12 protein-coding genes are annotated in these 13,238 nt (G+C 68.5%); all 12 read right to left on the bottom strand.

Annotation, left to right across the window (positions count from 1 at the left end; genetic code table 11):
- Positions 1–30: 30 nt before the first annotated feature.
- Positions 31–1,020 (bottom strand): Bug family tripartite tricarboxylate transporter substrate binding protein, encoded by a 990-nt coding sequence (locus tag AC07PU_RS08595; protein WP_395348114.1) that lies wholly within the window; start codon positions 1,018–1,020, stop codon positions 31–33.
- 41 nt (positions 1,021–1,061) lie between these two features.
- Positions 1,062–2,147, bottom strand: coding sequence for a lactonase family protein (locus tag AC07PU_RS08590; protein WP_495316726.1), 1,086 nt, complete (start codon positions 2,145–2,147; stop codon positions 1,062–1,064).
- Complete coding sequence (locus AC07PU_RS08585) at positions 2,144–3,124, bottom strand: Bug family tripartite tricarboxylate transporter substrate binding protein (RefSeq protein WP_495316723.1); 981 nt, start codon at positions 3,122–3,124, stop codon at positions 2,144–2,146. Before AC07PU_RS08585 ends, AC07PU_RS08590 begins: the two co-directional genes overlap by 4 nt.
- 68 nt (positions 3,125–3,192) lie before the next feature.
- Positions 3,193–3,954: an SDR family NAD(P)-dependent oxidoreductase gene (locus AC07PU_RS08580; RefSeq protein ID WP_490876018.1), complete on the bottom strand. Its 762-nt coding sequence runs from the start codon at positions 3,952–3,954 to the stop codon at positions 3,193–3,195.
- 55 nt (positions 3,955–4,009) lie between these two features.
- Positions 4,010–6,028: a lipocalin/fatty-acid binding family protein gene (locus AC07PU_RS08575; protein WP_495316721.1), complete on the bottom strand. Its 2,019-nt coding sequence runs from the start codon at positions 6,026–6,028 to the stop codon at positions 4,010–4,012.
- A gap of 85 nt (positions 6,029–6,113) precedes the next feature.
- Complete coding sequence (gene garD, locus AC07PU_RS08570) at positions 6,114–7,673, bottom strand: galactarate dehydratase (protein WP_495316719.1); 1,560 nt, start codon at positions 7,671–7,673, stop codon at positions 6,114–6,116.
- Positions 7,673–8,968, bottom strand: coding sequence for a TRAP transporter large permease (locus AC07PU_RS08565; protein ID WP_093343132.1), 1,296 nt, complete (start codon positions 8,966–8,968; stop codon positions 7,673–7,675). The genes garD and AC07PU_RS08565 overlap by 1 nt, the downstream gene beginning before the upstream one ends.
- A 9-nt stretch (positions 8,969–8,977) precedes the next feature.
- Positions 8,978–9,466 carry a TRAP transporter small permease gene (locus tag AC07PU_RS08560; RefSeq protein ID WP_093343131.1) on the bottom strand — a complete coding sequence of 163 codons (489 nt, stop codon included), beginning with the start codon at positions 9,464–9,466 and terminating at the stop codon, positions 8,978–8,980.
- Between the two features lie 154 nt (positions 9,467–9,620).
- On the bottom strand, positions 9,621–10,598 hold the full coding sequence (locus AC07PU_RS08555; RefSeq protein WP_209540988.1) for a TRAP transporter substrate-binding protein: 978 nt from the start codon (positions 10,596–10,598) through the stop codon (positions 9,621–9,623).
- A 64-nt stretch (positions 10,599–10,662) separates the two neighbouring features.
- Entirely contained in the window at positions 10,663–11,553 is an 891-nt protein-coding gene (locus AC07PU_RS08550) for an SMP-30/gluconolactonase/LRE family protein (RefSeq protein WP_495316715.1), read from the bottom strand.
- Positions 11,554–11,567: 14 nt separating this feature from the next.
- Complete coding sequence (locus AC07PU_RS08545; RefSeq protein WP_495316712.1) at positions 11,568–12,380, bottom strand: NAD-dependent epimerase/dehydratase family protein; 813 nt, start codon at positions 12,378–12,380, stop codon at positions 11,568–11,570.
- 13 nt (positions 12,381–12,393) lie between these two features.
- Positions 12,394–13,188, bottom strand: coding sequence for a transporter substrate-binding domain-containing protein (locus tag AC07PU_RS08540; protein ID WP_093343126.1), 795 nt, complete (start codon positions 13,186–13,188; stop codon positions 12,394–12,396).
- Between the last annotated feature and the right edge of the window lie 50 nt (positions 13,189–13,238).

The raw sequence follows: 13,238 nt of genomic DNA, 5'->3' as shown, positions 1-13,238 counted from the left end.
CCGCGCCGCCGATGGCCGTTTTTCTGCTGGCTAGTCGGGCTTGATCCCCGCCGCCTTGATCACCTGCGCCCATTTCTCGACCTCGGCCTTCTGGAAGGCTGCGATCTGCGCCGTGCCCAGGTCGGTGGGCTCCATGCCGAAGCCCTTGAGCTTGTCCTGCATCTCCGGGGTCGCGAGGATGGTGCGGATCTCCGTGTGCAGCCGCTGAACCACCGGCGCGGGCGTGCCCGCGGGCACGAAGATCGCCTGCCACGACACCACCTCGAAGTCCTGCAGCCCCGCGATGCCCGACTCGGCCACCGTCGGCACGTCGGGCATCGAGGCCAGCCGCTTCGCCGAGGTGACGGCGATCGCGCGCAGCTTGCCGCTCTGGATGTGCGGGCCGGCCACCACCGTGGTGTCGAACATCATGTCGACCTGGCCGCCGATCACGTCCTGGATCGCCGGGCCGCTGCCCTTGTAGGGGATGTGCGTGAACTTCACGCCCGACTTGTAGGCCAGCAGTTCCAGCGCCAGGTGCTGCGAGGTGCCGGTGCCGGCCGAGGCCGAGGAGAGCCCGCCCGCCTTGGCCTTGCTCGCTTCGAGCACGTCCTTGAGCGTCTTGTGCGGGCTCGCCTGGTTCACCACCAGCACTACCGGGTTGGTGCCGATCAGCGTGACCGGCGCGAAGGACTTCTGCGGGTCGTAGCCCAGCTTCGGATAGAGGCTCACGTTGATCGCGTGCGAGCTGATGGTGCCGCCCACCAGCGTGTAGCCGTCGGGCGCGGCGCGCGCGCCGATCTCCGAGCCCACGCTGCCGCCGGCGCCGCCCTTGTTGTCGATGATGACGCTGGTGTTGAGCACCGGGCCGAGCTTCTGACCGATCAGCCGGCCCAGCACGTCGGTGGTGCCGCCGGCCGGGAAGGGCACGAGGTAGGTGATGGCCTTGCCTGTGGGCCAGTTGCCCTGTGCGAAGGCGTGGGGCAGGGCGGCGAGCAGCGGCGTGGCGAAGGCGCTGCGAATGAGGGTGCGGCGTTGCATGGCGATGTCTCCTTATGGTTGTGGCGAAGTCGTGGCGAAGGTCAGGGCAGATCGACGATCTCGATCCAGTTCGGGTTCTTGCCCACCGCGAGCCGCTGCGCGGTGCCGAGTGCGCCGGTCGCGGGATCGATGGTGTGCAAGGTCAGGCCGTGCGATTCCTGTCCGGCCGCGATCAGGTAGCGCCCGCTCGAGTCGATCGCGAAGCCGCGCGGCGTCTTCTCGGTCGGCGTCTGGCCCAGCGGCTGCAGCCGGCCGCTCGCCGCGTCGACCCGGAACGCCGACAGCGTGCTCGAGGTGCGCTCCGAGGCGTAGAGGTGGCGGCCGTCGGGCGTGAGGTGCAGGTCGGCGGCCCAGGGCTTGCCCGCGAAGCCGGCGGGCAGCGTGGTCGTGCTCTGCTCGAGCTTCATCGTGCCGCGCTCGGCATCCCAGGCGTACACGTGCAGCGCCGCATCGAGCTCGTCGAGCAGGTACAGGTGGCGCTGCGCCCGGTCCCAGACGAAGTGGCGCGGCCCGGCCTGCGCCGCGGTGCGCGTGAGCGGCGGATCGTTCGGCGAGAGCAGGCCCCGCTCGGCATCGAAGCGCCAGGCCGAGAGGTTGTCGCCGCCCAGGCTGGTCGCGAGCACGAAGCGGTTGTTGGCGTCCGCATGGATCGCGTGCGCGTTCGGCGCGGTCTGCACCAGCTGCTGGATCGCGCCCACCGCGCCGTCCTTGCCGATCGCGTTGACCGAGATCTTGCCGCCCTGGTAGGAGGCCGCGAACAGCCAGCGGCCGCTGGCGTCGAGGTCGATGTTGGCCATGCTGTCGGCCAGCGGCGCCTCGCCGAGCTTCTGCAGCCGGCCGGTGGCGGCGTCGATCGCCAGCGTGGCCACGCGGAACGGCTGCGAGCGCAGCGCCGCGTAGAGCAGGCGCTTGTCGTGGCTCACCGCCATCGGCATCACCGTGCCGCCGACGGCGAGCGTCTGCACCGGCGCCAGCGTGCCCTTGTCGCGGTCGAGCGCGAGCACCGAGATCTCCTGGCTGTCGGCGTTCGCCACGTAGACCCAGGTCGCGGCCTGGGCCTGCCACGCGGCCGCCGACAGCAGCGCGGCCGCGGCGACGCGCCGCGCGCGATGCGTGGCTGAGCTCATGGCTTGATGTTGAGCTTGGTGATCAGCGCCTTGAAATAGGCGTTGTCCTTGGCCAGCGTCTCCTTGAAGGCCGCGCCGTCGGTGTAGACGTAGCCGAGGTTCTGCTTGTCCATCACCTCGTGCATCAGCGGCTCGGCCGCGGTCTTGGCCGTGATCTCGCGCAGCCGCGCCATCACCTCGGGCGGCGTGTTCTTCGGCGCGCCCAGTCCGCGCCAGGTGCCGATCGTGAGGTCGATGCCGCGCTCCTTCGCGGTCGGCACCTTCTCGAAGCCCTTCACGCGCTGGTCGGCCATCACCATCAGCACCTTGAGCTTGCCGCCCTGCACATGGGTCGTCACCTCGGCAGGGCTCACGGCCACGGCGTCGATGTGGCCGCCGAGCAGCGCGAGCACCGCGGGCGCCGCGCCCTGGAACGGGATGTGGCCGAACTTGGTGCCGGTCTTGTCCTCGAGCGCGGCCGCCGCCAGGTGCCAGATCGAGCCGTTGCCCGAGTTGCCGACATTCACCTTGCCCGGGTCCTTCTTCGCGGCCGCGAGGAAGTCCTCGATCGTGTTCCAGGGCGAGTCGGCCTTCACCGTGATCGCGGCCGGGTCGGCATTGAGTTGCGCGATCGGCTGGAAGTCGTCGTAGTTGAACTTCGCCAGGCCCAGGTGCGGCAGCGTGAGCAGCTCGACCGTGAGCACCGCGAGCTTGTAGCCGTCGGGCTTGGAATTGATCACCTCGGTCCAGCCGATGGCGCCGCCCGCGCCGGGGCGGTTGACGATCACGATGGGCTGCGAGATGTGCTTGCGGCTCGCGTCCGCGAAGGCGCGCGCCAGGCCGTCGGTGCCGCCGCCGGGCTGGTAGGGCACCAGCAGCTCGATGGTGCGGTTCGGGTAGTCGCTGGCCTGCGCCGAGGCCGTGGCGGCCAGGCCCAGTGAGAGCGCGGCCGTCGCCGAGAGGGTGGCGAGGCCGCGGAGGAAGTCGTTTCTGTTCATGCTGTCTCCAGTGGTTGTTGTCGATCGAAATCCAAGCGCGCCCGCGAGGGCGCCGTCGCTCAAGAAACTCAGGGCATGTACTGCCCGCCGTTCACCTCGATGACCTGCCCCGTGACATAGCCCGAGAGCTGTTCCGAAGCGAGGAAGAGAAAGGCGCCCACGCACTCCTCGGGCTCGCCGAGGCGTCCCATCGGGATGCCGGCCCTGAAGTTCTCGAGCATCGCGGGCGTCGAGAAGCGGTCCTGGAACGGCGTCTGGATCACGCCCGGCGCCACCGCGTTGACGCGGATGCGGTCGCCCACCAGCTCCTTGGCCAGTCCGTGGGTGGCCGTGCTCACGAAGCCCTTGGCGCCCGCGTAGAGGTAGGCGGCGGGGCCGCCGCCGGTGCGTGCCGCGACCGAGGTCACGTTGATGATGTTGCCGCCGCCCTGCTGGCGCATCAGCGGCACCGTCTCGCGGCAGAAGGCGAGCACCGAGCGCGCGTTGACATGCAGCACCTCGTCGAACAGCGCGTCGTCGAACTCGGCGATCGGCACCCGCTTGACCAGGCTGCCGGCGTTGTTCACGAGCACGTCGATGCGGCCGAACTCGCCGGCGGTGCGCTGCACGCAGTCGCGGATCGCGGCCGTGTCGCGCACGTCGGCCTGCACCGCGAAGGCGCTGCCGCCGGCGGCGCGGATGGTCTCGACCACCTGGTTCGCGGCATCGGCCGAGCTGTTGTAGTGCACCGCCACGCGCATGCCGCGCGCGGCGAAGGCGATGGCCACCGCGGCACCGATGCCGGTGCTGGCGCCGGTCACGAGGGCGGTCTTGTTCCTGAGGTCTTCCATGGGGCTTCCGTCGTTGGAGAAAAAAGCCCGGCCGTCGCAGCGACCGGGCGGTGGGTCACTTGGGGGCGATGCCCGCCACGCTCGGCGAGCGGTACTCGAGCACCCACTTGATCGTGAGCGGCGCGGCCAGGCTGAAGGCCGCCGTGCTGCAGCGGATGCTGGTCTTCAGCGCGCCGGTCGGCGTGTTGTAGTCGACGTTCTCGCGCACATCGACCGCCGCGCAGTCCTGCAGGCCCTCGACCTCGAAGCCCTGCACGTCGCCGTTCGCGAACGCGAAGCGATTGCCGCCGAGCGCGCTGGCACCGTCGGAGTAGCTGCCGAACTCGAGCTCGAGCTTCGCGATGTCGAGCGCGGCCGCGGGCGTGTAGGTGTCGACGCGCGTGATCCGGCCGGGCTCGAAGGTGTAGCGCGTGCGCGAGGTGATGCGCGTGTCCTTGATCGGGTCGTTGCCCGAGGTGGCCCGGTCCATCGCATCCTGGTCGTAGCTCACGGTGAGCACCTGGCCGGCCTCGGCGATCTTCAGGTTCTTCTGGTAGGCCGCGGGGATCAGCGGCTGCGAACCGCTCGCCACGGTGAAGCGCGGCTGCAGCTGCGGCCACTGGGTGTCGGCCACGCCCGAGAGCATGTTGTAGGAGTGGGGGATCGCGAAGTAGGGGTTGGTGTGGTGGTAGGTCTTCGCACCGTTCACCACCGGCAGGCTGATCACGCGCAGGCCGTCGCGGTAGGTCACCAGGCCGCGGTCGTAGGTCGAGGCACCGCCGTCGAAGCCCGCGAACTTCGTGAGCGTGGCGCGCGGCTGCCTGTCGAGGTAGGCCAGGAAGGTCTGCGTGGACACCGGCGCCTTCTGCGCGTAGCCCGCCGACTTCCAGAGGTTGTTGGTGTAGATCAGCTGGTGCGACAGGCTCAGGTTCTCGCCGAGCACGCGGTCGATGCCGCGGTAGCTGTCGACGCGCCGGCCCTTCTGCCACATGTTGAGCGAGCCGAGTTCGGCGTCGTACCAGAACTCCACGTACTTGGCCGTGACGCGGGTGGCGAAGGCATAGGCGATCTGCTTCTCCTCCTCGTTCAGCACGTTCATGTGCTCGGCCGCCGACAGCACCTCGGCGAAGGCCGTGTCGGCATAGCCCGCGAGGCTGCGGCCGTAGTCCACGCCGTTGCCGGCCGGGTTCAGCCGCACCTTGATCACGTCCACCGACTGGCGCAGCCAGCCCTTGAGCGAGGCCTCGTCCTCGGCCGACACCGTCATGCCGGTCTCGATCAGCCGCTGCATGATCTCGCCGATCAGCAGCACGCTGTAGCGGTCGAAGCGGCCGCTGCCGTCGGTCTCGTCGGAGAAGCCGAAGGCCGAGAAGGTCTTGTAGTGGTTGATCATCTTCTGCAGCAGCGCCTCGCTGGCCTCGGGGCCTTCCCAGCCCATGAGGTGGCGCAGGCGCGCGATGCTGAAGGCCACGCCGTAGTAGTTGGTCGGCAGCCCGATCAGCGAATAGTCGGCCGGGTTGACGAAGGCGGTCCAGTTGAGCTTGGTCTTGAGCTTGTCGAGCGTGGCCGGCGAGATCGCGGCGCCACTGCCCTCGAGCAGCCCGGCCTTCTTGAGCTTCCACAGCGCCGACATGTAGTAGTAGATGCCCCAGCTGTCGTTGGTCACGTCGATGGTCACGTCGGCGATCTCGCGGTAGCCGTCGATGTACTCGCGGTACTTCGGGTCGGAACTGGGCGTGTTCAGCAGGATGTAGGAAAAGCCGATCGCCACCTTGCCGGGCAGGAACTTGTCCTTGCTGCCGGGCGCGAACACCTTCTGCCCCAGCAGCACGGTGTCGAGCTTCTGCGTGCGCACCTGCGCGAACAGGCGCTCGATGGTGGGCAGCAGGTGGCTGCTCACGATCTCGTCCATCGGCGTGTTCGACAGCTTCGGCTGGGCTGCCTGCACCTCGGGCGGCACGGGTGTTTCGGGCGGCGGGTTGTTCGCCGCGGGCGGCAGCGGCACGAAGCTCGCGCCACCACCACCGCCGCCGCCACACGCGGCCAGCAGGGCGGCGCCTGCGATCATGCTCGCCACCAAACGGGTTCTTTGCATCCTCGGTCTCCTCTCTCGGTTGAAAGAAGGACGCCCGGCCCCCTTTGCCGGGTCGTCCGGAATACCCGCGCCTGCCTCTTTTTTTTCAGGTCACGGGAGCCGGGTTGAAGAGCACCAGCGCGTTGTGCAGCTGCCAGTGCTCGGCCCAGGTTTTCTTCCGGCCGCTGGCGACGTCGAGCATCAGGCGGAACAGCTCCCAGCCCACCTCCTCGATCGTGGCGTCGCCATCGGCGATGCGGCCCGCGTTCACGTCCATCAGGTCGTGCCAGCGGCGCGCGAGGTCGCTGCGCGTGGCGACCTTGATGACTGGCACCTCGGCCAGCCCGTAGGGCGTGCCGCGGCCCGTGGTGAACACGTGCAGGTTGATGCCGGCCGCGAGCTGCAGCGTGCCGCAGATGAAGTCGCTGGCCGGCGTGGCGGTGTAGATCAAGCCCTTGTGCGTGGCCTTCTCGCCGGGCGCGAGCACGCCCGAGATCGGCGCCGAGCCCGACTTCACGATCGAGCCCATCGCCTTCTCGACGATGTTCGACAGGCCGCCCTTCTTGTTGCCGGGCGTGGTGTTGGCGCTGCGGTCGACGCGGCCCTTGCGCAGGTAGTCGTCGTACCAGGCCATCTCGCGGATCATGGCCTCGGCCACCGCGGGCGTGCTGGCGCGCGCGGTGAGCTGGTCGATGCCGTCGCGCACCTCGGTGGTCTCCGAGAACATCACGGTGGCGCCCGCGCGCACCAGCAGGTCGGTGCAGAAGCCCACGGCCGGGTTGGCGGTGACGCCCGAGAAGGCGTCGCTGCCGCCGCACTGCACGCCCACCACGAGCTCGCTCGCGGGCACGGTCTCGCGCCGGCGTGCGTTCAGCCGCGCGAGGTGCTGCTCGGCCTGCCGCATGACCGAGTCGATCATCGACATGAAGCCCACGTGTTCGTCGTCCTGCAGGCAGACCACGTCGAGGTCGGCATCGCGGCCATCGGCGATCGGGATGCTGCCGGGCGGCAGCAGGCGCTCGGGCTGCAGCTTCTCGCAGCCCAGGCTCACCACCATCACCTCGCCGCCGAAGTTCGGATTGAGGCTGATGTTGCGCAAGGTGCGGATCGGCACGATCGCGTCGGGCGCGTCGATCGCCACGCCGCAGCCGTAGCCGTGCGCGAGCGCGACCACGTCGTCGACGTTCGGGTACTTGGGCAGCAGCTCGCGCTTGATGCGCTGCAGCGCGAACTCGGTGACGCCGGCCACGCACTGCACCGTCTGCGTGATCGCGAGGATGTTGCGCGTGCCCACCGAGCCGTCGGCATTGCGGTAGCCCTCGAAGCTGAAGCCCTCGAGCGGCGCCATCGGCGGCGGCTTGACGGTGGCGATCGGCAGGCCGTCGAGCTCGGGCGCGGTCGGCATGCGCATCACGCGCTCGTGCACCCAGCTGCCGCGCGGCAGCGCCTTCTGCGCATAGCCGATCACCACGTCGTAGCGCCGGATCGCCTCGCCCTCGGCGAGATCGGCCAGCGCCACCTTGTGGCCCTGCGGCACGTTGTCCACCAGCGCGAGGCCATCGGCGAACACCGCGCCGGCCTTCAGGCCGCCGTCGTTGGCGACGATGGCGACGTTGTCCGCCGGATGGATGCGGATGTACAGCGGCGGACGCACGGGCTCGGTCATCAGCGCACGACCATGAACAGGCTCGGCAGCCAGGTCGAGAAGGCCGGCACGAAGGTCACGACGCCGAGCGCGAAGATCAGCGCGCCGTAGAACGGCCAGATGGTGCGCATCACCTGGCCCACCGACACGCCGCCGATGGCGCAGCCCACGAACTGGGTGGTGCCCACGGGCGGGGTGTTGAGGCCGAGCGCGCAGTTGATCAGCATCACCACGCCGAACTGCACCGAGCTCATGCCGTAGTGCTGCGCGATCGGCAGGAAGATCGGCGTGCACAGCAGGATGGTGGCCGCCATGTCGAGGAAGGTGCCGAGCACGAACAGGATGATGTTGATCAGCAGGAAGATCATCCACGGCGTGGTCGTGACCTGCGACAGCATCTGGCCCGTGAGCTCGGCCACGCCGTAGAGGCTGATCAGGTAGCCGAAGGTGCTCGAGATGCCGATCAGCAGCAGGATCACGCCGGTGGTGCGCACCGCCTTCGAGGCCGCCTTGATGAAGTGCTCCCACTTCAGCGTGCGGTAGACGAAGATCGTGAGCGCCAGCGCGTAGAGCACCGCCACGGCGGCCGACTCGGTCGCGGTGAACACGCCCGAGAGGATGCCGCCGAGGATCAGCACCACGATGAACAGGCCCGGCAGCGCCGCGGCGAGCGAGCGCCAGACGATGTCCCAGCCCGGGAAGGTGCCCGCGGGATAGCCGCGCTTCACCGCCACCAGGTAGGCGGCCGCGAGGTTGCTGAGCGTGAGCACCGCGGCCGGCAGCAGCGCCGCGAGGATCAGCGCCGCGATCGAGACCTTGCCGCCCGCGGCCAGCGAATAGATGATCAGGTTGTGGCTGGTGGGCATCAGCGCGCCGACCAGGGCCGCGTGGGTCGTCACGTTGACCGCGTAGTCGGCGTGGTAGCCCTCCTTCTTCATCATCGGGATCATCACGGCGCCCATGGCCGAGACGTCGGCCACCGGCGAGCCCGAGACGCCGCCGAACAGCGTGCAGGCCACCACGTTCGACATGCCGAGGCCGCCGCGCACGTGGCCCACCAGGGCGCGCGCGAAGTTGACGATGCGGTCGGCGATGCCACCGTACAGCATGAGCTCGCCCGCGAAGATGAAGAACGGGATCGCGAGGAACGAGAAGATGCCCATGCCCGAGGTCATCTGCTGGAAGCCGACCGCCAGCGGCAGGCCTTCGTAGAGCAGGGTGGCGAGCGCGGACAGGCCGATGGAGAAGGCCACCGGCACGCCGAGCAGCAGGAACAGCGTGAACGAGAGGCAGAGGATGAGGAGCGGGATCGTCATGATGGCGGCTTATCCCCAGGCGGGTTCGACTTCGCGGCCCTGTGCGAGCGCGATGAGGTGTTCGATGGAAAACAGGACGATCAGCACGCCCGAGACGGTGGCGGGAACGTACTTCCAGCCTTCGGAGATCCACAGCGTGGGCAGCCGGTAGTCCCAGACCGAGGCGGCCAGCTCGGCGCAGTTCCAGGCCATGGCGGCGCCGAAGATCAGGATCAGCGCATGGATCAGGTATTCCATCTTCAGCCGCAGCCAGTCGGGCGCGAGCACGAGGAAGGATTCGAGGCCGATGTGACCGGCGTCGCGCACGCCCACGGCCACGCCGAGCATGGTGACGTAGAGCACCAGCAGCAGCGCCAGGCTCTCGGCCCAGGTCGGTGTGTTGTTGAGCACGTAGCGGCCGAACACCTGCCAGCTCACCGCGCAGATCACCGCGACGAGTCCGAGGATGCCCAGCCACATGCAGGCACGCGCGAGCGTGCGGCAGAGTTTGGTGTACATACGATGTGAAGCCTTCTGTCGTCCTCCCTCCCCAGTGGGGGAGGGTTGGGGTGGGGGCGCCGGGCGCCGGCAAGCGCGCGGCGATGGATGCGCCGATGCCCCCATCCCTGCCTTCCCCCAGCGGGGGAAGGAGCCAATTCAGCAAACCGGTCGGTTACTTCGTGTCCTGCACGCGCTTCACGAGGTCCTTGAGCTTCGCGTCGGTGATGAACTTGTCGTACACCGGCTTCATCGCGGCCTGGAACGGCGCCTTGTCGACCTCGATGATCTCGGCGCCGCCGGCCTTCACGGTGGCCAGCGACTTCACCTCGCGCTCTTCCCACTGCTTGCGCATGTAGGGCACCGACTCCTTGGCGGCCTGGCGGATCCAGCCCTGCTCCTCGGCCGAGAGCTTGTCCCACACGCGCTTGGAGAACAGCAGCATCTCGGGCGCCATCGAGTGCTCGGTCTTGCTGTAGTACTTGGCCACCTCGAAGGCACGCGCGCTCTCGTAGGTGGGGTAGTTGTTCTCGGCGGCGTCGATCAGGCCGGTCTTCAGGCCGGTGTAGACCTCGCCCATGGGCATCGGCGTGGCGTTGGCACCCATGGCCTCGAGCATCGAGACCCACAGGTCCGACTGCTGCACGCGCACCTTCAGGCCCTTCATGTCGGCGAAGCTGCGCACCGGCTTCTTGGCCGTGAACATCGAGCGCGCTCCGCTGTCGTAGTAGGCCAGGCCGACGAAGCCCTGCTTCTCGCAGGACTTGAGGATCTCCTCGCCAATCGGGCCGTCGAGCACCTTGTGCAGGTGGTCGACCGAGCGGAACAGGAAGGGCATGGTGGGCACCTGCGTCTCGGCGCAGATGTTGTTCATCGGCGCGATGTTCACGCGCACCATCTGCAGCGCGCCGATCTTGGTCTGCTCGATGGTGTCCTTCTCGCTGCCGAGGGCGCTGTTGTTGAAGACCTTGATGCTGTGCTTGCCGCCCGACAGCGCCTTGAGGCGCTCGCTCATGAACTTGACGGCGGTGACGGTGGGGTAGTCGTCGGGATGGATGTCGGCCGAGCGGAACTCGGTGGCGCTGGCGGCCAGGGTGGTCAGCATGGCCGCGGCGCCGACTGCAAGTGCGATGAGTGTCTTCTGGAGTTTCATGTCTGTCTCGTCCTCTGATCGTTGGTTGTCGTGAAAATGAAAGCGCAAAGACTCAGGTACCCAATCAAGTGCCGTACATCGGCTCGGGAAATCCCGTGACGCCCGGCCGCAGCGCGAACACCCCGCCGGCCAGCGGCTGGTCCGACAGGTCGGTGTTGCCCGGCCGGATCGAGGTGACGAACAGGGTGTCGAGACCCGGGCCGCCGAAGGCGCACATCGCGGGCTTCTTCACCGGCACCGCGAGCGAGCGGTCGAGCCGGCCCCCGGGCGTGAATCGGTGGACCAGGCCGGCGTCGTTGCCGCAGATCCAGTAGCAGCCCTCGGCATCCATCGCGGCGCCGTCGGGGCGGCCGGGCAGGGGCTTCATGTCGACGAACAGGCGGCGGTTCGACGGCGTGCCGCTGGCGGTGTCGTAGTCGAAGGCCCAGACGGCCTGCACGCTCGGGTGCGAATCGGAGAGATACATCGTGCGGCCGTCGGGGCTCCAGGCCAGGCCGTTGGGCACGATCAGGTCGTCGAGGCGCAGGGCGGCGCTCGCATCGCCCTGGCCATGGCTGTAGAGGCGGCCGACGCGCGCGCCGGCGGCCATGTCCAGCAGCATGGTGCCGGCCCAGAAGCGGCCCTGGCGGTCGCAGCGGCCGTCGTTGAAGCGCATCGCGGGAGCCTCGTGCTCGACCGGTGCGATCGACGTGGCGGCCAGCGTGCCGTCGGCCCGTGGCTCGAGCGAGAACAGGCCGCTCTCCAGGCCCGCGATCCAGGTGCCGGGCCGGTCGGCGCGCGGCGCGATGCAGGCGATCATCTCGGGCGCGGTCCAGCTGGCATGGCCCTCGGTGGCGTGCCAGCGGTGCAGCGCGCGCGCCGGGATGTCGACCCAGTAGAGCGCCTGTTCGGCCGCCTGCCAGACCGGGCTTTCGCCGGTGCCGTTGCGCGCGTCGAGAACGAGTTCGGCCTGCATGCTGGGAGTGCCGCTCAATCGCCGAACGGGCCCTGCGCCGTGAAGGCACCGCCCTGGTAGATCGCGTTGGGATCGGTGGGGGCCACCGGCGGCTGCTGCTCGATCTTGTCGCGGAACACCTCGGAGCCGTCCTGCGGCACGAAGCCCAGGTGCGCGGCCGCGCTGTTGTCCCACCACACGTCGCGGTTGGCCGACATGCCGTAGACCACCGTGTGCTTCACGCCGGGCGTGAACAGCGACTTCTCGATCAGCGTGGTGAGGTCGCGGTAGCTGAGCCAGGTGCTCATCATGCGGCGGTTCACCGGCTCGGGGAACGAGGAGCCGATGCGGATGCTCACGGTCTCGATGCCCCAGCGGTCGAAGTAGAACTGCGCCATGTCCTCGCCGAAGGACTTCGACAGGCCGTAGTAGCCGTCGGGCCGGCGCGCGGCATGGGCGTCGATGTGCTCGTCCTGCCGGTAGAAGCCGATCACGTGGTTCGAGCTCGCGAACACCACGCGCTTCACGCCGTGGCGGCGCGCGGCCTCGTAGACGTTGAAGATGCCCTTGATGTTCGCCTCGAGGATCTCCTCGAACGGCCGCTCGACCGACACGCCGCCCAGGTGGACGATGGCATCGCAGCCCTCGACCAGCGCATGCACCGCGGCCTTGTCCGCGAGGTCGCAGGGCACCACTTCCTCGCTCGCGTCGGCGGCCGGCGCGAGCGCCGCGATGTCGGACACGCGCAGCACGCCCGCGTAAGGCTTGAGCCGTTCGCGCAGCACCTTGCCGAGGCCGCCAGCGGCGCCGGTCAAGAGCAGCCGGTCGAGTTTCTTGTTCGATTCCATCCGTCGCTCGTCCTTACAGCTTGGTGATGCGTTCCGGGAGATCGCGGCCGTGGTACTTCTTGTAGATGGCGTTGAGCTTGCCGTTCTTCTGGTTCGTCACGACCCAGTTGTTGATCCACTCCTTGAGCTTGGGCTGCTCCTTGTTGAGCGCGATGCCCAGGTCGAAGTCCTTCTGCGAGAACTTCAGCTCGAGGTTCTTGGCCGGGGCCTGCTTGATCATTTCGCTGAGGTTCGAGGGCGTGCTCGAGAACAGGTCGATCTGGCCCGTGACCATCGAGGTGATCAGCGTGGCGTCGTCCTCGTAGCGCACGATCTCGGCGCCCTTGGCCTGCTGGGTGGTCAGCGTGTCGTTGACGGTGGCGCGCGTCAGCCCGATGCGCTTGCCGTTGAGGTCGGCGTAGTCGGCGACCTTGATGCTCTTGGGGCCGCCCACGATGATGCTGATGACGGCGTAGGGCGTCGAGAAGTCGACCACCTTCTCGCGCTCGGGCGTGATCGACAGGTCGGCCACCACGATGTCGGCGCGCTGCGCCTGCAGCGTGGGCACGCGCGCGGCGTTGGTGACCGAGACGATCTCGAGCTTCACGCCCAGGTCCTTGGCCAGTTGCGTGGCGGTGTCGACGTCGGAGCCGGTGGGCTGCAGGTTGGCGTCGGCGAAGCTGAACAGCGGCGTGCCCATGGCGATCGCGACGCGGATCTTGCCGGCCTTCTTGATGTCGTCGAGCTGGTCGGCCATGGCGGCCTGTGCCACGCCGGCCACGAGGGCCAGCGCGATGCAGCTGCGGGTGAAGGCTTTGCCGAGTTTCATGAATATCTCCTGGTGTGGTTTGGTATGGGAGTAAAGAGAAAGACCCGGGC

Source organism: Variovorax sp. GW821-FHT10D07, from assembly GCF_059415325.1.
Note: the sequence above shows the minus strand (reverse complement) of the source record. Positions and strands in the feature narration are given on the sequence as shown.